Origin of the sequence: Amycolatopsis sp. WAC 04182 (genome assembly GCF_003947465.1) — a bacterium.
In the GTDB taxonomy this organism is placed as follows: domain Bacteria; phylum Actinomycetota; class Actinomycetes; order Mycobacteriales; family Pseudonocardiaceae; genus Amycolatopsis.
Map to the genome: position 1 here is coordinate 394,819 of NZ_QHJJ01000009.1, position 18,675 is coordinate 413,493.

18 protein-coding genes are annotated in these 18,675 nt (G+C 68.0%); 12 read left to right on the forward strand and 6 right to left on the reverse strand.

Annotation, left to right across the window (positions count from 1 at the left end):
- Positions 1 to 351 precede the first annotated feature (351 nt).
- From pdxH to DMH01_RS39345, 4 genes are all read left to right on the forward strand, one after another.
- Positions 352 to 1,029, forward strand: a complete 678-nt coding sequence (gene pdxH / locus DMH01_RS39330; RefSeq protein WP_125684013.1) for a pyridoxamine 5'-phosphate oxidase — start codon at positions 352 to 354, stop codon at positions 1,027 to 1,029.
- Positions 1,030 to 1,412: 383 nt separating this feature from the next.
- Positions 1,413 to 2,696 (forward strand): MFS transporter, encoded by a 1,284-nt coding sequence (locus tag DMH01_RS39335; RefSeq protein ID WP_125684015.1) that lies wholly within the window; start codon positions 1,413 to 1,415, stop codon positions 2,694 to 2,696.
- A gap of 24 nt (positions 2,697 to 2,720) precedes the next feature.
- Complete coding sequence (locus tag DMH01_RS39340; protein ID WP_125684017.1) at positions 2,721 to 3,305, forward strand: DUF3558 domain-containing protein; 585 nt, start codon at positions 2,721 to 2,723, stop codon at positions 3,303 to 3,305.
- 95 nt (positions 3,306 to 3,400) lie between these two features.
- Complete coding sequence (locus DMH01_RS39345; protein ID WP_125684018.1) at positions 3,401 to 4,786, forward strand: APC family permease; 1,386 nt, start codon at positions 3,401 to 3,403, stop codon at positions 4,784 to 4,786.
- A gap of 6 nt (positions 4,787 to 4,792) precedes the next feature.
- Here the strand turns inward: DMH01_RS39345 and DMH01_RS39350 are convergent, their stop codons facing one another.
- The 4 genes from DMH01_RS39350 to DMH01_RS39365 all read right to left on the reverse strand — a co-directional run bounded on the left by DMH01_RS39350 (position 4,793) and on the right by DMH01_RS39365 (position 8,657).
- The gene (locus tag DMH01_RS39350) at positions 4,793 to 5,620 is read right to left on the reverse strand and encodes an MBL fold metallo-hydrolase (RefSeq protein ID WP_125684020.1); all 828 of its coding nucleotides are present in this window, start codon (positions 5,618 to 5,620) and stop codon (positions 4,793 to 4,795) included.
- Positions 5,617 to 6,447, reverse strand: a complete 831-nt coding sequence (locus tag DMH01_RS39355; RefSeq protein WP_125684022.1) for an MBL fold metallo-hydrolase — start codon at positions 6,445 to 6,447, stop codon at positions 5,617 to 5,619. Before DMH01_RS39355 ends, DMH01_RS39350 begins: the two co-directional genes overlap by 4 nt.
- The gene (locus DMH01_RS39360) at positions 6,447 to 7,010 is read right to left on the reverse strand and encodes a TetR/AcrR family transcriptional regulator (RefSeq protein ID WP_125684024.1); all 564 of its coding nucleotides are present in this window, start codon (positions 7,008 to 7,010) and stop codon (positions 6,447 to 6,449) included. Before DMH01_RS39360 ends, DMH01_RS39355 begins: the two co-directional genes overlap by 1 nt.
- A 138-nt stretch (positions 7,011 to 7,148) precedes the next feature.
- Positions 7,149 to 8,657, reverse strand: a complete 1,509-nt coding sequence (locus tag DMH01_RS39365; protein WP_125684026.1) for a fatty acyl-CoA synthetase — start codon at positions 8,655 to 8,657, stop codon at positions 7,149 to 7,151.
- Positions 8,658 to 8,730: 73 nt separating this feature from the next.
- Between DMH01_RS39365 and DMH01_RS39370 the strand changes: the two genes are divergently transcribed.
- The 4 genes from DMH01_RS39370 to DMH01_RS39385 all read left to right on the forward strand — a co-directional run bounded on the left by DMH01_RS39370 (position 8,731) and on the right by DMH01_RS39385 (position 11,991).
- Complete coding sequence (locus tag DMH01_RS39370; protein ID WP_125684028.1) at positions 8,731 to 9,636, forward strand: aldose 1-epimerase family protein; 906 nt, start codon at positions 8,731 to 8,733, stop codon at positions 9,634 to 9,636.
- Entirely contained in the window at positions 9,636 to 10,121 is a 486-nt protein-coding gene (locus DMH01_RS39375; protein ID WP_125684030.1) for a GNAT family N-acetyltransferase, read from the forward strand. The genes DMH01_RS39370 and DMH01_RS39375 overlap by 1 nt, the downstream gene beginning before the upstream one ends.
- 11 nt (positions 10,122 to 10,132) lie before the next feature.
- Positions 10,133 to 11,362, forward strand: a complete 1,230-nt coding sequence (locus DMH01_RS39380) for an amidohydrolase (protein ID WP_125684032.1) — start codon at positions 10,133 to 10,135, stop codon at positions 11,360 to 11,362.
- 68 nt (positions 11,363 to 11,430) lie between these two features.
- The gene (locus DMH01_RS39385; RefSeq protein WP_125684034.1) at positions 11,431 to 11,991 is read left to right on the forward strand and encodes a hypothetical protein; all 561 of its coding nucleotides are present in this window, start codon (positions 11,431 to 11,433) and stop codon (positions 11,989 to 11,991) included.
- A 258-nt stretch (positions 11,992 to 12,249) separates the two neighbouring features.
- Here the strand turns inward: DMH01_RS39385 and DMH01_RS39390 are convergent, their stop codons facing one another.
- The gene (locus DMH01_RS39390; RefSeq protein WP_233621851.1) at positions 12,250 to 12,846 is read right to left on the reverse strand and encodes a Uma2 family endonuclease; all 597 of its coding nucleotides are present in this window, start codon (positions 12,844 to 12,846) and stop codon (positions 12,250 to 12,252) included.
- 32 nt (positions 12,847 to 12,878) lie between these two features.
- The gene (locus DMH01_RS39395; RefSeq protein WP_125684038.1) at positions 12,879 to 14,024 is read right to left on the reverse strand and encodes an acyl-CoA dehydrogenase family protein; all 1,146 of its coding nucleotides are present in this window, start codon (positions 14,022 to 14,024) and stop codon (positions 12,879 to 12,881) included.
- Between the two features lie 117 nt (positions 14,025 to 14,141).
- Here DMH01_RS39395 and DMH01_RS39400 point away from each other — a divergent pair, with 117 nt between their 5' ends.
- From DMH01_RS39400 to DMH01_RS39415, 4 genes are all read left to right on the forward strand, one after another.
- A complete protein-coding gene (locus tag DMH01_RS39400; RefSeq protein ID WP_125684040.1) occupies positions 14,142 to 14,732 on the forward strand; it encodes a TetR/AcrR family transcriptional regulator in 591 nt (196 codons plus the stop codon).
- Positions 14,733 to 14,775: 43 nt separating this feature from the next.
- Positions 14,776 to 15,717, forward strand: coding sequence for a carbohydrate kinase (locus DMH01_RS39405; protein ID WP_125684042.1), 942 nt, complete (start codon positions 14,776 to 14,778; stop codon positions 15,715 to 15,717).
- 192 nt (positions 15,718 to 15,909) lie between these two features.
- The gene (locus DMH01_RS39410; protein ID WP_125684045.1) at positions 15,910 to 17,211 is read left to right on the forward strand and encodes a citrate synthase; all 1,302 of its coding nucleotides are present in this window, start codon (positions 15,910 to 15,912) and stop codon (positions 17,209 to 17,211) included.
- A gap of 113 nt (positions 17,212 to 17,324) precedes the next feature.
- Positions 17,325 to 18,674, forward strand: coding sequence for a deoxyribodipyrimidine photo-lyase (locus tag DMH01_RS39415; protein WP_125684047.1), 1,350 nt, complete (start codon positions 17,325 to 17,327; stop codon positions 18,672 to 18,674).
- Position 18,675: the final 1 nt, after the last annotated feature.

Here is an 18,675-nt window from a genome sequence, read left to right on the forward strand (position 1 = left end):
GCGGAAATAGGCGGTCGTCAATTTCCGGTTCTTCGCGGCGGACTGGGTCTGTCCAGGCGCTTTTCACGATTCGCGAAGAAGAAAAAGTGCCGGCCCGGGAAGGTGGGCGCGATTTCCGGGCGGACAGGACGGTGTGGAACAAGAACTCGCGTGACCGACGATCGACCTTGATCGATCAGGTCCTGCCAGGTAACGAGGAGGTGACGGCTTGCGGTCCGGCGGCTACACACAGATGATCGGGCAGGGGTGGCGGGTGTCACCGTTCAGTGGGTTTCGCCGCCGCCTTCTAGGCAATACCGTCGGCGGCAAAGCCGAAGTCATGGGCCCCGATCGGGTACGGAGGTTTGGCGGATGATGCCGGAGATCAAAGAGGGCGCCGACGACGCCGTCGTTCGCCTGCCCGGAATGCGGGTGGCCTACGAAGGGGCCGCCTTCGACGAGTCCGCGCTGGCGGAGACGTGGACCGCCCAGCTGCAGGACTGGCTGAACCAGGCAGTCTCCGTCGGGATCCCCGAACCGAACGCGATGGTGCTCGCCACCGCCGACCCGGAAGGCAGGCCGTCCTCCCGGACCGTCCTGTGCAAGGGCCTCGACGAACGCGGTGTCGTCTTCTACACGAACTACACCTCGACCAAGAGCCACGACCTCACCGCGACGCGGTACGCGTCGATCACCTTCCCGTGGTACGCCCTGCAGCGTCAGGTCCACGTGCGCGGCGAGGTGGAGAAGGTCAATGTCGCCGAGACCGCCGAGTACTGGGCGTCCCGCCCGCGGGGTTCGCAGCTCGGGGCCTGGGCGTCGCCGCAGTCCCGCGTCGTCGACGGCCGCCGTGCCCTCGAGAACGCGCTCCACGGGATCGAGCGCCGGTTCGCCGACGTCGAGAACATCCCGTTCCCGCCGCACTGGGGCGGGTGGCGCATCCGGCCCGACGTCGTCGAGTTCTGGCAGGGCCGCGAGGACCGCATGCACGACCGGCTCCGCTACGTCCGCACCGACGACGGCTGGCAGATCGAGCGCGTCGCGCCGTGATGTCTGTCTGTGTTCTTGTCGAGCGCTGACGAAAAGCGCGCCGAAGGGGCGCCCGGACCGCTTGTAACTCGCGTTGGGAGCGGAGGGCGCCCCTTCATCGCGTTTTCGTGGGCCTTCGGCCCGAAAGAGGGCGCTCGACGGTGAAGTCTCCCGTCGCGCTGGCGCGCTTTCGGGAGACGCGTGGGGTCACCGGGGGTCTCGGGGGCACTGGCGTTGGGTCACTGGGCTTTGGGGCGGTTCGTGGTGGGCTGAAGGGGGCCTTCGCCGCGTGAGACGAGGTGAAAGCTCCCTTCGCTGCGTCTCACGCGGCGAAAGGTCCCTTCGGCCCCCGGTGACATAAATCGCGCGCGGATGGTTAGTTAGCGCGGCTAAGCTGTCTGGTTGTGAGTGACGACGTGGGGGTTGACCAGCGCAAAGGTGTCCGCAAGCTGTTCGGCTCGATCGTCGTCGACACCCGGCCGCTCAAGATCCCGGCGTTCCGCCGGCTCTGGCTGTCCACCGCGGTCACCGCCGTCGGCAGCCAGCTCACCGCCGTCGCGGTCCCCAAACAGGTCTTCGACCTCACCGGCTCGTCGGCCTACGTCGGACTGACCGGCCTGGTCGCGCTGGTCCCGCTGCTCGTCTTCGGTCTCTGGGGCGGCGCCATCGCGGACGCCGTCGACCGCCGCAAGCTCCTGCTCGTCACCAACGTCGGGGTCACGCTCACTTCGGCCGTCCTGTGGCTCCAGGCGTTCCTCGACCTCGGCTCCGTCTGGCTGGTCCTGGGCCTGCTCGCGGTCAACCAGGCGTTCTTCGCGATCAACATGCCGACCCGCGGCGCCGTCGTCGCCCGGCTGGTCCCGGACAACCTGATCGCGCCCGCGACCGCGCTGAGCAGCACGATGTCCACCTTCGGCGCGGTCTTCGGCCCGCTGCTCGCCGGTTCGCTGATCCCGATCCTCGGCCTCTCGACGCTCTACCTGATCGACGTCGTCGCCCTGACCTTGACCCTCATCGCGGTCTGGAAGCTGCCCCCGATCCCGCCGCTCGGCGAGATCGCGCGCCGGGCCGGGATCCGCGACATCATCGACGGCTTCAAATACCTGGCGACCCAGAAGATCCTGCTGGCCTCGTTCCTCGTCGACATCATCGCGATGGTCGCGGGCATGCCGCGCGCGCTGATCCCGGAGATGGCGGAGCGCACCTTCGGCGACCCGCCCGGCGGCGGCCCGGCGCTGGGCTGGCTGTACGCCGCGCTCCCCGCTGGCGCGATGCTGATCGGTCTCTTCTCCGGCTGGCTGACCAGGATCCGCAAACAGGGTGTCGGCGTGATCGTCTCGATCTGTGTCTGGGGCGCCGCCGTCGCCGGTTTCGGGCTCGCGAACTCGCTGTGGCTCGCGGTGTTCTTCATGGCGCTCGCCGGCGCCGCCGACATGGTCAGCGCGATCTACCGCATGTCGATCCTGCAACTCGCGACCACCGACGAGATGCGCGGACGGCTGCAGGGTGTGTTCACCGTCGTCGTCGCGGGCGGCCCGCGGATCGCCGACCTCACCCACGGCTGGGCCGCCGCCGGTGTCGGCACGGCCGCCGCGGCCTCCGGCGGCGGAGTGCTGGTCATCGTGCTGGTCATCGGCGCGGCGCTGCTCATCCCGTCGTTCTGGCGGTACCGGGCCCCGGTGGACTGAGCCGTTCGGTCTATCGTCGGGCCCATGCGTATTTCACGGGCGATCATCCTGTTCGCCGCTGTCATCGCGACCCTTTCCGCCTGTTCGTCCGGGGACGAGAAGACGGACAACGCGGCCAAGCCGTCGAGCCAGGCTCCCGCTCCTTCCGCCGCGCCGAGTTCCTCGGCCGCTCCCACCGGTGGCACCGGTTCGAAGGAGCCCTGCGCGCTGCTGCCCGCCGAGGCCGTGGGCAAGGCGGTCTCGATCCAGGGCGTGACGTCGGCGCCGGGTCCGGTGCAGGACAACGCCGCCAACGGCGGCAAGGCCAAGAGCTGCGTCTACTCGGCGGCCGGAAAGCAGATCGGCGCGCTCGCGGTGACCCGCTTCGAGGGCAACAAGATCAAGCCCGCCGAGATGGTCGCCGCGCTGAAGAAGGCCAAGCAGAACGCGAAGGACGTCGCCGGTGTCGGCGAAGGCGCCATCTACTACACCGACGAGAACAAGACCGCGACGCTCGCGTCGGCCGAACTCGTGGACAACGTGCCGGTCCTGGTCAACTACACCGGACCGCTGAAGATGACGCAGGACATGATGCTCCCGCTGGTGAAGACCGCGGTCGACGCCAACTGAGGGAGTTACCCAAAGGCGTGCTTCGTCAACCCGTGACGAAGAACTGACCAAACCGGACTGTCGGCCCCAGACGTGATACGGCACACTCTTGCCGCATGGCGGACACGACGACAACAGAACAGGCCGGTCCGGCCGGCCAACCGAGCCTCAAGCGGGTGATGGGTTCCAAACTCCTGCTGTTCTTCGTGGTGGGGGACATCATCGGGACGGGCGTCTACGCGCTCACCGGACAGGTCGCCGGCCGGGTGGGCGGCGCGCTTTGGCTTCCTTTCCTGATCGCGTTCGTGGTCGCGATCATGACCGCGTTCAGCTACCTGGAACTGGTCGGCAAGTACCCGCAGGCGGCGGGGGCCGCGCTCTACACGCACAAGGCGTTCAAGCTCCGCTTCCTCACCTTCATGGTGGCGTTCGCGGTGATGTGCTCCGGGATCACGTCGGCCTCGTCGGCGGCGAAGGCCTTCGGTGACACCTATCTGAAGGAATTCATCACCGCACCGATGCCGCTGGTGGCGATCCTGTTCGTGATCGGGCTCGCGCTGATCAACTTCCGCGGGGTCTCCGAATCGGTGAAGACCAACGTGGTGCTGACCTGCATCGAGATCGGCGGTCTGCTGATCATCATCGGGGTCGGCGTGTGGGCGGTGCTGAACGGCAGCGGGGACGCGTCGCGGCTGGTCGAATTCGACACCGAGAACCAGACGATGCTGGTGGCGATCACCTCGGCGACGTCGCTGGCGTTCTTCGCGATGGTCGGTTTCGAGGACTCGGTGAACATGGCCGAGGAGTGCAAGGACCCGATCCGGATCTTCCCGAAGGCGATGCTGTGGGGCATGGTCATCGCCGCGACCATCTACATCCTGGTCTCCGTGACCTCTTCGCTGCTGGTACCCGCCGACGAACTGGAGGCCGCCAAGAGCAGCGCGCTGCTGAAGGTGCTCGACGTCGGGGCCCCCGGGTTCCCGCGCGAGATCTTCTCCGCGATCGGTCTCTTCGCGGTCATCAACTCGGCGCTGATCAACATGCTGATGGCCAGCCGTCTGCTCTACGGCATGGCGAACCAGCGGATCATCCCGAAGCAGCTGGGCACCGTGCACCCGTTCCGCCGCAGCCCGTGGGTGGCGATCGTGTTCACCAGTGTCATCGCCATCGGCCTCGTGTCCTTTGTGGACATCAGCGTGCTCGGCGGTACGACGGCGTTGCTCCTGCTGGCGGTGTTCGCCATCGTCAACGTCGCTGTCCTGGTACTGCGCAAGGAGAAGGCGGCGCACGAGCATTTCCGCGCGCCGACGATCATCCCGGTGCTGGCCGCGATTTTCTGTCTCTACCTGGTGACGCCGCTGTCCGGGCGGCCCGCGCGCGACTACAAGGTCGCCGCGATCCTGCTCGGCGTCGGCATCGTGCTGTGGGGGATCAACTGGCTCGTCATGCGGGCCACGCACAAGGAAGAGGACCGGCAGCCCCTCGAGCCGCCGGTCGGCTGACCATTCCTATCCCCGGCTGAGCGACTGGTACTCCACCGGGCTGTGGGCCGAGAACACGGTGACCTCGTCGGCGTGTTCTCGGCTCAACTCCCGCAGGCGCTCGACGTTCTCCAGCCGCGGTTTGCGCAGGGTCTGCACCATGTTCTGGAACGCGGTCATCCCCGGCGGGCAGTGCGGCTTCACCGGATCGAGCTGACCGTGGAAGAAGTACGCGTCGCCCGCGTGCAACAACCAGCCGTCGCCGGTGTCGACGGCCACCCCGGTGTGGCCCTTGGTGTGCCCCGCGAGCGGCACCAGCAGGATCTCCGGCGGCAGGCCCTTCAGCTCCCGGACGGCCTGGAAGCCGAACCAGTCGTCCCCGGCCTCGTCGTACATGCTCCACAGTGGACGGTGGGCGAACTGGTTGGCGCGGAACCGCAGCTTCTCGCTCTGGTTGGCCGGTGACGTCGCCGCGTCGTGCTCCGCGGTGCGGACGTGCACGACGGCGTTCGGGAAGTCCGCGAGCCCGCCCGCGTGATCGACGTCGAGGTGGGTGCAGATGATGTGCCGGACGTCTTCGAGCTTGTGGCCGAGCGCTTCGACGTGGTGCGCCGCGGTCTCCGTCTCGACCGGTTTCGCGCCGACCATGATCGTGAACGGCGTGCCGAGCCACGCGCCGGGATTCTCGACGCCCTTGCGGCCGAAACCGGTGTCCACCAGCACGAGCCCGTCGCCGGTCTCGATGAGCAGGCAGTGCGCCACCAGCTCCGAGCGGCGCAGCAGGCCGGGCTGACCGTCGAGCAGCTTCCCTCCCGGCGCGCGCATCGTGCCGCAGTTCAGGTGGTGCACCTTCATAGCCTGCTCCTCTGGCTGAGCCGTTCGAATGCGGTGGCGTCGTGCGCGGCGAAGACCGTCACCTCGTCACCGTTGTTACTGACAAGTTCGCGCAGCCGGCGCTGGTTGTCCAGTCGTGCGGTCTTCTCCGTCTGCATGTACGACTCGAAGAAGCCCAAGGCCAGAGGGATGTGCGGCTTTCGTTCCAGTTCGCCGCCGTGGAAGACGGCGTCACCGGCGTTGAGGAGCCAGCCGTCACCCGTGTCGACCGCGACGCCGGCGTGCCCGCGGGTGTGCCCGGCGAGGGGGATGATCAGGACGTCCGGGACCCCTTCGAGTTCACGGACGGCGGCGAAACCGAACCACGGCTCGCCGTCGGCGCGGTACGACCTCCACTGTGGACCATGGCTGAACTGGACCTTCCGATAGCGGCTCGCCTCCTTGCGGTCGATCGGCTTCTCCAGCGCCTGGAGCTCGCGATCGTGGACGTGGACCCGCGCCTGCGGGAAGTCGACGAGCCCGCCCGCGTGGTCGAGGTCGAGGTGGGTGAGCACGATGTCGCGCACGTCGGCCGGGTCGAAGCCGAGCTTGCGGATCTGGGTGGTGGCGCTGAGGTCGTCGTCGCTGTCGGGATGGACCAGCCGGACGAAACCGGCGCCGAGCCATTCGACCGGGCGGGTGACGGTCGGCGTTCCGACACCGGTCTCGACGAGCACGAGCCCGGTGTCGGTCTCCAGCAGAAGACAGTGGCAGATCAGTTCGGCGCGACGGAACAGGCCGGGCCTGCCGTCGATGAGTTTGCCGCCGACCGGCCGCATGGTTCCGCAGTTCAGGTGATGGACGCGCATCAGGACAGCTCCCGTTCGAGGGTGGCACGGAGGTGAGGGGCGATCGCGCGCAGCGGCGCGGTGTCGTGCAACGTCTTGGCCAGCAGCAGACCGCCCTCGATGGCGGCGAGGACGACAGTGGCCAGGTGGTCCGCCTTGTCGGTGTCGAGCGCTTCGGCGATGACGGTGTGCCAGGACTTGTAGCCGTCGGCGCAGGCCTGGCGGATCGTCTCGCTGTCACCCGACGCGTCGAGCGCGACCGTCGCGAGTGGGCAGCCGCGCTGGAAATCCGACTCCTCCAGCGAAGTCGCCAGCGCTTCGACCACGTTCTCGATCCCGGTGACGACGTCGGGCGCGTTCGCGGCGATCGTGCGCAGCTGGTCGCAGAGCCGATCGGCGGACTGGCGGATGGCCTCGGCGGCCAATTGCTCCTTGCCGCCGGGGAAGTGGAAGTAGAGCGATCCCTTGGGCGCGCCGACGGCGGCGACGAGCTGGTTGAGACCGGTGGCGTGGTAACCCTGCTGGTGGAAGAGCTCGGCGGCGGAATCGAGCATGCGCTGCCGGGTGTCGGTGCGGCGGACCATGCGACCGACTGTAGCTCAAACTATGACGACCGGTCTAGTAAGTAGAGATGCCGCACTCGCGTGATCAGGCGCGTAACTCGCGTGATCGAAGGCGTAACTCACGTGATTGGAGGCGTAACTCGCGAGTTCGCCGCGTCGCTAGACGCCGATCGCGGACGCCGACCCGCCGAACTGTTGCCGCAGCTCGCGTTTGAGCAGTTTCCCGGACGCGTTCTTCGGCAGTTCGCCGACGAAGTGCACGGACTTCGGCACCTTGTGCGCCGCCAGCGACCCCTTGGCGAACTCGATCAGATCCGCTTCCTCGACGGGTTCCTTCGCCACGACGATCGCCGCGATCGCCTCGATCCAGCGTTCGTGCGGCAGGCCGACGACGGCGACCTCGGCGACGGCGGGATGCGCGTACAGCGCGTCCTCCACCTCGCGCGACGCGACCAGGACGCCGCCGGTGTTGACGACGTCCTTGATCCGGTCGACGACGAACAGGTAGCCCTCCTCGTCCTGCCGCACCAGGTCACCGGAGTGGAACCAGCCGCCCGCGAACGCCTCCACCGACTCCTCGGGCTTACCCCAGTAACCGGTGCACAGCTGGGGAGAGCGGTACACGACCTCGCCGAGTTCACCCGGCGGGAGGTCGTTCATCTCGGCGTCCACCACTCGCGTCTCGACGAAGAGGACCGGGCGGCCGACGGAATCCGGCCGCGCGTCGTGCTCTTCGGGTCGCAGCACTGTCGCGAGTGGACCGATCTCCGACTGGCCGAAGCAGTTGTAGAAACCGACTTCCGGCAGTCGTGAGCGCAGTGCCTTCAGCACCGGGACCGGCATGATCGACGCGCCGTAGTACGCCTTGGTGAGACAGCTCAGATCCGCGTCCGCGAGACCGGGATGGTTCGCGAGTCCCACCCAGACGGTCGGCGGGAAGAACAGCGAAGTGATGCCCTGGCGGGGAATCCGCGCGAAGATGTCGCCGAGGTCGGGCGCCTCCACGAGGTGGTTCGTCGCGCCGACGGCCAGGCCGGGCATGAGGAAGACGTGCATCTGGGCCGAGTGGTACAGCGGCAGCGCGTGCAGCGGCACGTCGCGGTCGCTCAGGTCGAGCGCCGCGATACAGGACGAATACTCGTGCACCAGCGCGCGGTGGGTGAGCATCGCGCCCTTCGGCCGCGAGGTCGTCCCGGACGTGTAGAGCAGCTGGACGAGGTCTTCGTCCGCCACCCCGGACTCCTCGTGTGGCTCGACGGTTTCGTCCAGCGCCCACTCCAGAACGTCCAGTGTGGACACATGCTCGACGCCGACGTGCTCGGCCAGCGCGGGATCGACGAAGGCGACGGCGGGTTCGGACTGTGTGAGCAGGTATTCGAGTTCTTCACCGCGCGCGTTGAAGTTCACCGGCACGTGCACCAGCCCGGCCCGCGCGCAACCGAGGTACAGCAACAGGTACGCGTCGGAGTTCTTGCCGAAGGCCGCGACGCGGTCACCGTGGACGAGCCCTCGGCCGAGCAGTTTCGCCGCGACCCGGCCCGTCGCGCGGTCGAGCTCCGCGTACGTCCACACGCGATCGGCGAACGTGAGCGCGACCCGGTCCGGGACGCGTCGCGCGCTCCGTTCCAGGACGCGGCCGACGGTGCTGGGGTAGCCGGGAACGGTCATCGCGGCGGTCTCCTTCGTCCGGGCGTGGCATTCCCAGACTACTTTCCCGGCGGCCGCCGGTAACCTCGTCCGCATGGCCAATCCCACCGGAGAGCAGTTCGAGATCACCCGCGGCAACGCGCGCGCCGTCGTCACCGAGATCGGTGCCGGGTTGCGCGCGTTCGAGGTCGGCGGGGTGCCGTACGTCGAGGCGTTCGCCGAGGACGAGAAGCCGCCGAAGGGCGCCGGGCAGGTGCTGCTGCCCTGGCCGAACCGCACCAAGGGCGGCCAGTGGGTGCACCAGGGTGAGAAACAGCAGCTCCCGATCACCGAGGAGGCGCGTGGCAACGCGATCCACGGCCTGACCCGGCACGAGGAGTGGGAACTTCTCGAGCACGCGGAGTCGTCGATCACGCTGGCCATCGACGTCCCGGCGCAGGACGGCTGGCCGGTGCCGCTGCGCGCGACGATCACCTACGAGATCTCGCCGCGCGAACTGGTCGTGACGCACGAGATCCGCAACGAGGGCGAGAGCCCGATCGGCGTCGGGCTCGGTACACACCCCTACTTCCGCATCGGCGACGTGCCCACCGACGAGCTGACCCTGACACTGCCCGCGAGCCGGGTCCGCCCGTATCGCGGCGAGGAGCAGATGCCGTACGCCGACGAGCAGGACGTCGAGGGGACCGAGTACGACTTCCGGTCCGGCAAGCTGCTGGAAGGCGTCGACCTGGACACGGCGTTCGGCGGGCTGAGCGTGGCCGAGGACGGGAACCACCACCACGTCCTGTCGCACGGAGAGCAGGAGCTGCTGGTCTGGGCGGGGCCGGACTTCCGCTGGGCGCAGGTGTTCACGCCGGACGACCTGGTCGGCCGTGGCCGGGCGGTGGCGATCGAGCCGATGACCTGCCCCGCCGACGCGCTCAACACCGGCACGGACCTGATCGACCTGGAGCCCGCCACTTCGTGGACCGGGAGCTGGGGAATCCGAGTCCGCTGATGACGGTTCCGCTCCGGCTGGGCCCCGTCGACGCGGGTGAAGTGCTCACGCTGCAGCGCGCGGCGTACGTCCCGGAGGCCAGGGAGCACGAGAACCTCGACCTCCCGCCGCTGCTGGAGACCTTCGAACAGGCCAAGGAGGCCCTGGGCGACCCCGCGTGTTTCGCCTGGGGCATCAGGGAATCCGGGCGGCTGGTGGCGAGCGTCCGGATCGTCGTGGACGGCGAGGCCGGTCTCGTCGGCAGGCTCATCGTGGCCCCGGACAGGCAGGGACACGGTCTCGGCAGCTCGTTGCTGCTCGCCGCCGAGGCGGCCGCGCCGCCCTCGGTGACCGTGTTCCGCCTGTTCACCGGGGAGCGGAGCGCCGGTCCGCTGCGGATGTACCGGAAGCTCGGCTACGTCGAGACGCACCGCACGCCCGAGAAGCACTACGAACTGGTCCATTTCGAAAAGCCCCGCGTGCGGACCGGTGGCCCAGTTCGTTAGCGTGTCAAAGTATGTCTGACAAAGCACAGGTCAAGGCCATCGTCGGTGGTTACGTCGTCCCGGTCGACGGTGATCCCATCGAAGGCGGCACGGTCCTCATCGAGAACGGGAAGATCGCCGCGGTCGGCACCGACGCCGACGTCGACGTCCCCGACGACGCCGAACTGATCGACGCCGCGGGCAGCTGGGTGCTGCCCGGGTTCATCGACGCGCACGCCCACCTCGGCGTCCACGAGGACGGCGAAGGCTGGTCGGGGAACGACACGAACGAGATGACCGACCCCAACGGCGCGCGGTTCCGGGCGATCGACGGGATCGATCCGTACGAGCCCGGCTTCGACGACGCGCTCGCGGGCGGCGTCACCAGCGTCGTCATCAAGCCCGGCTCCGGGAACCCGATCGGCGGGCAGACGATCGGCGTCAAGACCTGGGGCCGGACCGTGCTCGACATGATCTTCGCCGAGGGTGTCAGCGTGAAGAGCGCGCTCGGCGAGAACCCGAAGCGGGTTTACGGCGAGAAGAAGCAGACGCCGTCGACCAGGCTCGGTGTCGCGTCGACCATCCGCGACGCGTTCACCGCCGCGCGCAACTACGCCGCCCAGCGCGACCACGCCGCCGGCGAGGGCAAGCCGTTCGACGTCGACCTGACCAAGGAGACGCTGGCCAAGGTCCTCGACGGCGAGCTGTACTGGGACCAGCACGTCCACCGCGCCGACGACATGGTGACCGCGATCCGGCTGGCCGACGAGTTCGGCTACAAACTGGTGATCAACCACGGCACCGAAGGGCATCTGATCGCGGACCTGCTCGCCGAGCGGGACGTGCCGGTGATCCTCGGCCCGCTGTTCACCACCAAGTCCAAAGTGGAGCTGCGCAACCGCACCCTGCGCGCGCCCGGCATCCTCGCCAGGGCGGGTGTGCGGATCGCGATCACCACGGACCACCCGGTCGTGCCGATCAACTTCCTGGTGTACCAAGCGGCCCTGTCGGTGAAGGACGGCCTGGACCCGGAGACCGCACTGAAGGCGCTGACCGTCAACCCGGCCGCGATGCTGGACCTCGACGACCAGGTCGGCTCGCTGAAGCCGGGCCTCGACGCCGACGTGGTCATCTGGTCGGGTGACCCGCTGGACGTGATGAACCGGGCCATGCGCGTGTTCGTGCGCGGGCGCGAGGTCTACCACTTCGACGAGGAGACCGGCGTCGGCGTCACCGAGGAGCGGCGCTACCGCGAGGGCTGACTTCGGTCTTGCCAGGACGGACCTACCTGTGCTCTCATGTGTGACACACTGGGGAGGGTGTGTAACACATGAAGCGCTGGGTCTTCGTTCTCATCGTCGGTATCGGTTTTCTGGTCGTCACCTTGCTGTTCTCGCGCGAGGATCCGAACGTCATCAAATGCGGCAGCCGGATCATGGGGCCCGGCGACGTCTGCGAAAGCACCAAGGGCAGCCGTGTCGTTGACGAGGACACCTACGACGAGATGAAGGCCGCAGCCGAATCCCGTGCGGAGACGTTCCGGAGCCACGGGCTCTGGATGGCCGGGGTCGGCGTGACGCTGACCGGCTTGGGGGCGACGATGCTGATCCGTGGGAAGCGGCGCAAGGACCGCGCCCTCGCCGCGGCTCGGCAGGATGCGCAGGCGCAGCCGGGTTTTGCTCAGCAGCAGGGTTTTCAGCAACCGCCGGGGTTCCCGCAGCAAGGTTTTCAGCAGGCTCCCGGCGCCCGATTTCAGGCCCCGCCTCAGCCTCAGTGGCAGCCCGTGCCGGGGCAGCAGCCTTATCCGCCGCCGACCGGATGGCCGCAGCAGCCGCCGCAGGCCGGTCCGCCGCCACAGCAGTTCGGTCCGCCGGGGCACGGAGGCTCGTGAGCGGCGAGGACGGTGCTAGCCGAGAGCATCTGCTGGCTTCCGGCCGCCGTTGATCTCGGGTCCGGTCCGTGACCTGCGGCCTCTGGAGATGGTGTCGCGAAAGCCACTTTCGGGACATCAGACGTCGCGAAAGTGGCTTTCGCGACATGTCGCCAGGGCCGGCGCCCAGCAGGTGAGCCAGACGTTGCCCGCCCCATCACGCGAAAACGCACCCGCAATAGGTACTCGAGACACGGATGGCCTGACCATCCTCGCCATTCACGAGAGCAGCCGGTCGAGATCCAGCTTCACCGGGAACGGCTCGGTGGCGGCGAATTCGCCGGTCATGGCCGGAGCGTCCTGATAGCCGAGTTCGCCTGCTTGCTGGCAGGCGACAAGCGAGACGGGCTCGCTGAGGTCGACGATCCAGTAGTGCGGGATCCCCGCGTCGGCGTACTCGCCGTGTTTGGTCACGTAGTCGGTGCGTTTCGAGCCCGGTGACACGATCTCGACCACGACGACGACGTCGTCCGCGTGGTACATCGTGTCTTCTTCGTCACTTCGCTCGCCTGCCGCGCGGAGGGCGATGATCAGATCCGGTCGCCTGGCGAAACCCGGCTCGCCAGGTGGCACCAGTCCCAGATCGACGTCGATGTCCTGGATGAACTCGAGGTGGTCGGGCAGCTGGGATTCCAGTTGCCTCGCCACGGCGTAGAGCGCCTTGTTGTGTCGCCTCTCGGGACTTGGCGACGTGACAAGGCGGCCTTCCACGAGCTCGGTGAATCCGGAATCGGGCTCACCGAGCGCCGCGTACTCCGCGACCGACAGCAGGCGATCCAGGAAGTCGACTTTTCCACAGTGTCTCACGATCACCACGTGACCACTGGTGACCATAGCAGCGCGGAGAGTCAGCCCTTCCGGAGCTCCCGCGCGATCACCATGCGCTGGATCTGGTTCGTGCCCTCGAAGATCTGCGGCACCTTCGCCTCCCGCATGTACCGCTCCACCGGGAAGTCCTTCGTGTAGCCGGCGCCACCGAGGACCTGCACGGCGTCGGTGGTCACCTTCATCGCGCCGTCGGTCGCGACGAGCTTCGCGATCGACGCCTGCCGCTGGAACGGCAGCCCGCGGTCGCGGCGGCGGGCGGCGTCGAGGTACATCGCACGCGAGGTTTCGACGGTCGCGGCCATGTCGGCCAGCAGGAATTCCAGTCCTTGGAACTCGATGATCGGCCGCCCGAACTGCGTGCGGCCCTTCGCGTACTCGAGCGCTTCGTCCAGCGCGGCCTGCGCGAGCCCGACGGCGCAGGCGGCGATGCCCAGCCGTCCGGAGCTGAGCGACGACAGGGCGATCTTGAGCCCCTGGCCCTCTTCGCCGATCCGCCGGTCGGCGTCGACGGCGGCGTCCTCGAACATCAGCTGCGCCGTGGTCGACCCGGTGAGGCCCATCTTCCGCTCCGGCGGCGCGGCCGAGAGGCCCGGCGTCGCCGCGTCGACGAGCAGGCAGGAGATGCCCTGGCCGCCGTCGTCGCTGGTGCGCACCATGGTCGTGTAGAAGTCGGCCTCGCCCGCATGGGTGATCCACGCCTTCGTGCCGTTCACGACGTACTGGTCGCCGTCGAGCCGCGCGCGGGTCGAGAGGGCGGCAGCGTCGGAGCCGGCGTGGGTCTCCGAGAGCGCGTACGCGCCCAGCAGGTCGCCTTCCAGCATCGAAGGCAGCCAGCGGTCACGCTGCTCGTCGGTGCCGTGGTGCGCCAGCGCGAAGCAGGACATCGTGTGCACGGAGAGCCCGACGCCGACCGACATCCACGCGGCCGCGATCTCCTCCAGAACCTGCAGGTAGACCTCGTACGGCAGCTCGCCGCCGCCCCAGCGTTCCGAGTACGGCAGGCCGAGCAGCCCTGCCTGGCCGAGCAGCCGGAACTGCTCGCGCGGGAAATGCGCGGTCTCCTCGTACTTGCTCGCGATCGGGGCGAGCTCCTCGCGCGCGATCTCCTTGGCCAGGCCGATCAGATCCTGGGCCTCGGTGCTGGGCAGCAGACGGTCCGCCGGCATGGCTCCTCCGAGCTGGGCTGTTCCGGGCAAGCTGTACTAAAAACAGTACTGTGGGCTGATTCAGCGTACAGTAGACGGCGCTGGGGGGATACCGTTCGCGTAGGGGATAGTGATCCGATGACCTCGCGCCGCCAGCCCACCGCGCGTCAGAGAGCACTGCTCTCGGAGCTTGAAGCGCTCTTTCTCGCCGAAGGGTTCTCCCAGTTCACGCTGGACGACCTGGCCGCCAGGCTCCGCTGCTCGAAGTCGACCCTCTACGCGCTCGCGCCCAGCAAGGAGCAGCTCGCGGTCAAGGTCGTCACCCACTTTTTCAAGGGCGCCGCCGAGCTGCTGGAGGAGCGGATCGCCGGGATCGACGACGCCCGCAAGATCCTCGGGGAGTACCTCGCCGGGATCTCCGAGTACCTGAATCGCGCTTCGGCCGCTTTCATGACCGACATCGCCGAATTCGCGCCGGCGCGGGACGCGTATCAGCTCAACAGCCGGGTCGCGGCGGGCCGGATCCGGTCGTTCATCGATCGCGGCGTCACCGACGGTGTTTTCCGTGAGGTGCACGCGCGGCTGATCGCGGAAATGGCGGGACTGATCATCGAGGGAATCCAGACCGGTGTCATCGGTCAGCGCGCCGGGGTGACCGATGCCGAAGCGTTCACCGCTTTGTCGGAACTGCTCCTTGGCGGGATCGCGACAAAAAATGTCCTGAACTGACAATTCTGGTGGTCTCACCGTCGCCTCGGCTAGCATCGCGCCCGTGATCGTCGTAGGTGGAGAGGCGCTGGTCGACCTCGTTCCCGGTGCACCGTTGGATTCCACTGTGGACGGTGGGTTGCGCGCGCTGCTGCCCCGGATGGGTGGTGGTCCCTACAACGTCGCGCTCGCCGCCGGCCGGCTCGGCGTCCCGACGGGTTTCCTTTCGCGCGTCTCCAACGACCGCTTCGGCGTCGCGCTGGTGGACCGGCTTCACGCCTCCGGTGTCGACACCGCCTTGCTGCAGCGGGGAAACGAGCCGACCACACTCGCGGTGGTCGCGCTCGACGGCAAGGGTTCCGCGCAGTACACCTTCTACACCGAGGGCACCGCGGACCGGCTGGTCGCCGACCCCGGCCCGCTACCGGAGGATGTGACGGCGCTCTCGCTCGGCACCCTCGGCATGGTCCTGGAGCCGGGCGCGAGCACGTACGAAACCGTGTTGCGCCGCGAATCCGCCCGTGGCGTCCTGACCGTGCTCGATCCGAACATCCGTGCGGCGCTGATCACCGATCCGGCGGCCTACCGGGCGAGGTTCGAGTCCTGGCTGCCGCATGTCCGCCTGCTCAAGATCTCCGACGACGACACGGAATGGCTCGCCGAGGGCGCCGACCCGGTCGGCGCGGCAAAGGTCTGGACCTCTTGCGGAGTCGATGCCGTCGTGCTCACCCGGGGCGCGCAGGGGTTGTCCGTCATCACACGAGCGGGCGAAATCGCGCAGGTCCCGTCACGCCGGGTCGACGTCGTCGACACCATCGGCGCCGGTGACACCGTGCAGGGCGCCCTGCTGGCATGGCTGTACTCGAACGGGGTGCGTGACGTGTCCACACTCGACGCCGACGGCTGGCGTACCGCGCTCGAATTCGCGGCGAAAGCGGCGTCGATCACCGTCTCGCGGAGCGGGGCCGAACCGCCGACGGCGGGCGATATGGCATCCAGCGTGTGAACCTGGTCCCAAAGGGGCTGTTGTGAGCAACTCACCCGCTGCGCGTTGCCCCCATTCTCGACTAGCGTAGAGGGGAATTCATACCCCAGCGGGGCGGTGTGCAGCGAGGCCGTGGGTCACGCGCGTGAAAGAGGGCGTACCTGTGGAACCTACAGGCGCCGCCGGCCCGTGCTGAACGTGAGAGGGACTTACATGTCCGACGCGACGACGGGCGAGACCGCGACGCTGCGCCTGCCCAATGGTGAGCACGAGTTCAAGGTGATCCACCCGGTCGAGGGCGCGCCTGGGATCGAGCTGGGGAAGCTGCTGGCGACGACCGGGTACATCACCCACGACCCGGGGTTCGTGAACACCGGTGCCGCGTCGTCGGCCATCACCTACATCGACGGTGACGCCGGCATCCTGCGCTACCGCGGGTACCCGATCGAGCAGCTGGCCGAGAAGTCGACCTTCATCGAGGTCTCGTACCTGCTCATCTACGGCGAGCTGCCCACCCAGACGCAGCTGTCGGAGTTCACCGAGAAGATCCAGCGCCACACCCTGCTGCACGAAGACCTCAAGGCCTTCTTCAGCGGCTTCCCGCGCGACGCGCACCCGATGCCGGTGCTCTCCAGCGCCGTATCCGCGCTGTCGACCTTCTACCAGGACTCGCTCAACCCGTTCGACGAACCGAACGTGGAGCTGTCCACCATCCGCCTGCTCGCCAAGGTCCCGACCCTGGCCGCGTACGCGTACAAGAAGTCCGTCGGCCAGCCGCTGCTGTACCCGGACAACTCGCTCGGCCTTGTCGAGAACTTCCTGCGGATGACCTTCGGCTTCCCGGCCGAGCCCTACGAGGTCGACCCGGACGTCGCCAAGGCGCTCGACCTGCTCTTCATCCTGCACGCCGACCACGAGCAGAACTGCTCGACCTCGACCGTGCGCCTCGTCGGCTCCTCCGAGGCGAACCTGTTCGCCTCGATCTCGGCGGGGATCAACGCGCTCTTCGGCCCGCTGCACGGTGGCGCCAACAGCGCGGTCCTGGACATGCTCGAGGGCATTCAGGCCGAGGGCGGCGACGTCGCGAACTTCGTCACCCGCGTGAAGAACAAGGAAAAGGGTGTCCGCCTGATGGGCTTCGGGCACCGGGTCTACAAGAACTACGACCCGCGCGCGAAGATCATCAAGAACACCGCGGACGAGATCCTCTCCAAGCTCAAGGGCGGCGACCAGCTGCTCGACATCGCGAAGAAGCTGGAAGAGACCGCGCTCTCGGACGACTACTTCATCGAGCGGAAGCTGTACCCGAACGTCGACTTCTACACCGGTCTGATCTACCGGGCGCTCGGCTTCCCGACGAAGTACTTCACCGTGCTGTTCGCGCTCGGCCGCCTGCCGGGCTGGATCGCGCACTGGCGCGAGATGATCCAGGACCCGGCCACCAAGATCGGCCGCCCGCGGCAGATCTACACCGGCTACGCGTCGCGGGACTACGCGCCCATCGCGGAGCGCTGATCCCCCGCCGGCAAGTGCAATGAAGGGGCCTTTCATAGCAAAATTTGCTATGAAAGGCCCCTTCATTGCATCCGGGCGTGCGGGGACGGGGGAGCGCGCTTAGGGTTTCGGGAGTGACCAGAGAAGCCCCGGTAGTGCTGTGGTTCCGCCGCGACCTCCGCCTCGGAGACCACGCGGCCCTGCTGGAGGCCTCGAAGCACAGCAAGCACGTGCTCGCGCTGTACGTCCTCGACGACGCGCTCCTCAAACCCTCCGGCGCCCCGCGTGTCGCGTTCCTGCACGGCTGCCTGAAGGCGCTGGACGATCAGCTCGGTGGACGGCTGATGCTCGTCAAGGGTGACCCCGCCGAGCAGGTCGTCAAGGCCGCGCGCGAGGTCGGCGCCGCGGCGGTGCACGTCAGCGCGGACACCGGCCCGTACGGCCGCCGCCGCGACGACGAGGTCAAGAAGGCGTTGGCGGAGCACGACATCGCGTGGGTGGAGACCGGTTCCTCGTACGCGATCACGCCAGGCCGCATCAGCAAACCCGACGGCGACCCCTATCGCGTGTTCACCCCGTTCTACCGCGCGTGGGTACGCCACGGCTGGCCGCGGCCCGCGGACACCGGCAAGTCCATAGTGGACTGGGTGAAGCCGCTGCGGTCCGTCAAGCTTCCGAAGTCCCCGTCGCTCAAGGGAATGGAGCTGCCGGAGCCCGGTGAGAAGGCGGCGCTGGAACGCTGGCACGAATTCCTGGACGACGGCCTCGAAACCTACGACGAGGATCGCGATCGGCCGGATCGCCCCGGCACGACAAGGCTTTCGCCGTACCTGCGCTGGGGTTGCGTCCACCCGCGCACCCTGCTGGCCGATCTCGCCGGGAACGAGGGGTCCGGCGCCAAGGCGCTGCGCGGTGAGTTCGCCTGGCGTGAGTTCCACGCCGACGTCCTGTGGCACCGTCCCGAAGCCGCGCGGAAGAACTACGATTCCCGGTTCGACGCCATGGAACACGAGAGCGACGATGAGGCTTTCCAGCGGTGGTGCGAGGGACGCACCGGGTTCCCCATCGTCGACGCGGGGATGCGGCAGCTGCTCGCCGAGGGCTGGATGCACAACCGCGTCCGGATGATCGTGGCGAGTTTCCTGGTCAAGGACCTGCATCTGCCGTGGTGGCTCGGCGCGCGGCATTTCATGAAACATCTGGTCGACGGCGATCTCGCGTCGAACCAGCTGAACTGGCAGTGGGTCGCGGGCAGCGGGACCGACGCCGCGCCGTACTTCCGGATCTTCAACCCGACCACGCAGGGGGAGAAGTTCGACCCCGCCGGCGACTACGTCCGCCGCTATGTCCCCGAACTCCGGTTTGTGCAAGGCAAAGCCGTGCACAAACCGGAGAACGTCGAGAACTATCCGGCACCGATGGTCGACCACGCGCACGAACGGCAGGTCGCCTTGGAGCGCTACGGCGCCATCAAAGGTTCCTGAA

What these genes read in the sequence shown, in the direction of transcription:
- pdxH (WP_125684013.1), top strand. Translation starts at nt 352, where the DNA reads ATGATGCCGGAGATCAAAGAGGGCGCCGACGACGCCGTCGTTCGCCTG.
- DMH01_RS39340 (WP_125684017.1), top strand. Translation starts at nt 2,721, where the DNA reads ATGCGTATTTCACGGGCGATCATCCTGTTCGCCGCTGTCATCGCGACC.
- DMH01_RS39345 (WP_125684018.1), top strand. Translation starts at nt 3,401, where the DNA reads ATGGCGGACACGACGACAACAGAACAGGCCGGTCCGGCCGGCCAACCG.
- DMH01_RS39350 (WP_125684020.1), bottom strand. Translation starts at nt 5,620, where the DNA reads ATGAAGGTGCACCACCTGAACTGCGGCACGATGCGCGCGCCGGGAGGG.
- DMH01_RS39355 (WP_125684022.1), bottom strand. Translation starts at nt 6,447, where the DNA reads ATGCGCGTCCATCACCTGAACTGCGGAACCATGCGGCCGGTCGGCGGC.
- DMH01_RS39360 (WP_125684024.1), bottom strand. Translation starts at nt 7,010, where the DNA reads ATGGTCCGCCGCACCGACACCCGGCAGCGCATGCTCGATTCCGCCGCC.
- DMH01_RS39365 (WP_125684026.1), bottom strand. Translation starts at nt 8,657, where the DNA reads ATGACCGTTCCCGGCTACCCCAGCACCGTCGGCCGCGTCCTGGAACGG.
- DMH01_RS39370 (WP_125684028.1), top strand. Translation starts at nt 8,731, where the DNA reads ATGGCCAATCCCACCGGAGAGCAGTTCGAGATCACCCGCGGCAACGCG.
- DMH01_RS39375 (WP_125684030.1), top strand. Translation starts at nt 9,636, where the DNA reads ATGACGGTTCCGCTCCGGCTGGGCCCCGTCGACGCGGGTGAAGTGCTC.
- DMH01_RS39380 (WP_125684032.1), top strand. Translation starts at nt 10,133, where the DNA reads ATGTCTGACAAAGCACAGGTCAAGGCCATCGTCGGTGGTTACGTCGTC.
- DMH01_RS39385 (WP_125684034.1), top strand. Translation starts at nt 11,431, where the DNA reads ATGAAGCGCTGGGTCTTCGTTCTCATCGTCGGTATCGGTTTTCTGGTC.
- DMH01_RS39395 (WP_125684038.1), bottom strand. Translation starts at nt 14,024, where the DNA reads ATGCCGGCGGACCGTCTGCTGCCCAGCACCGAGGCCCAGGATCTGATC.
- DMH01_RS39400 (WP_125684040.1), top strand. Translation starts at nt 14,142, where the DNA reads ATGACCTCGCGCCGCCAGCCCACCGCGCGTCAGAGAGCACTGCTCTCG.
- DMH01_RS39410 (WP_125684045.1), top strand. Translation starts at nt 15,910, where the DNA reads ATGTCCGACGCGACGACGGGCGAGACCGCGACGCTGCGCCTGCCCAAT.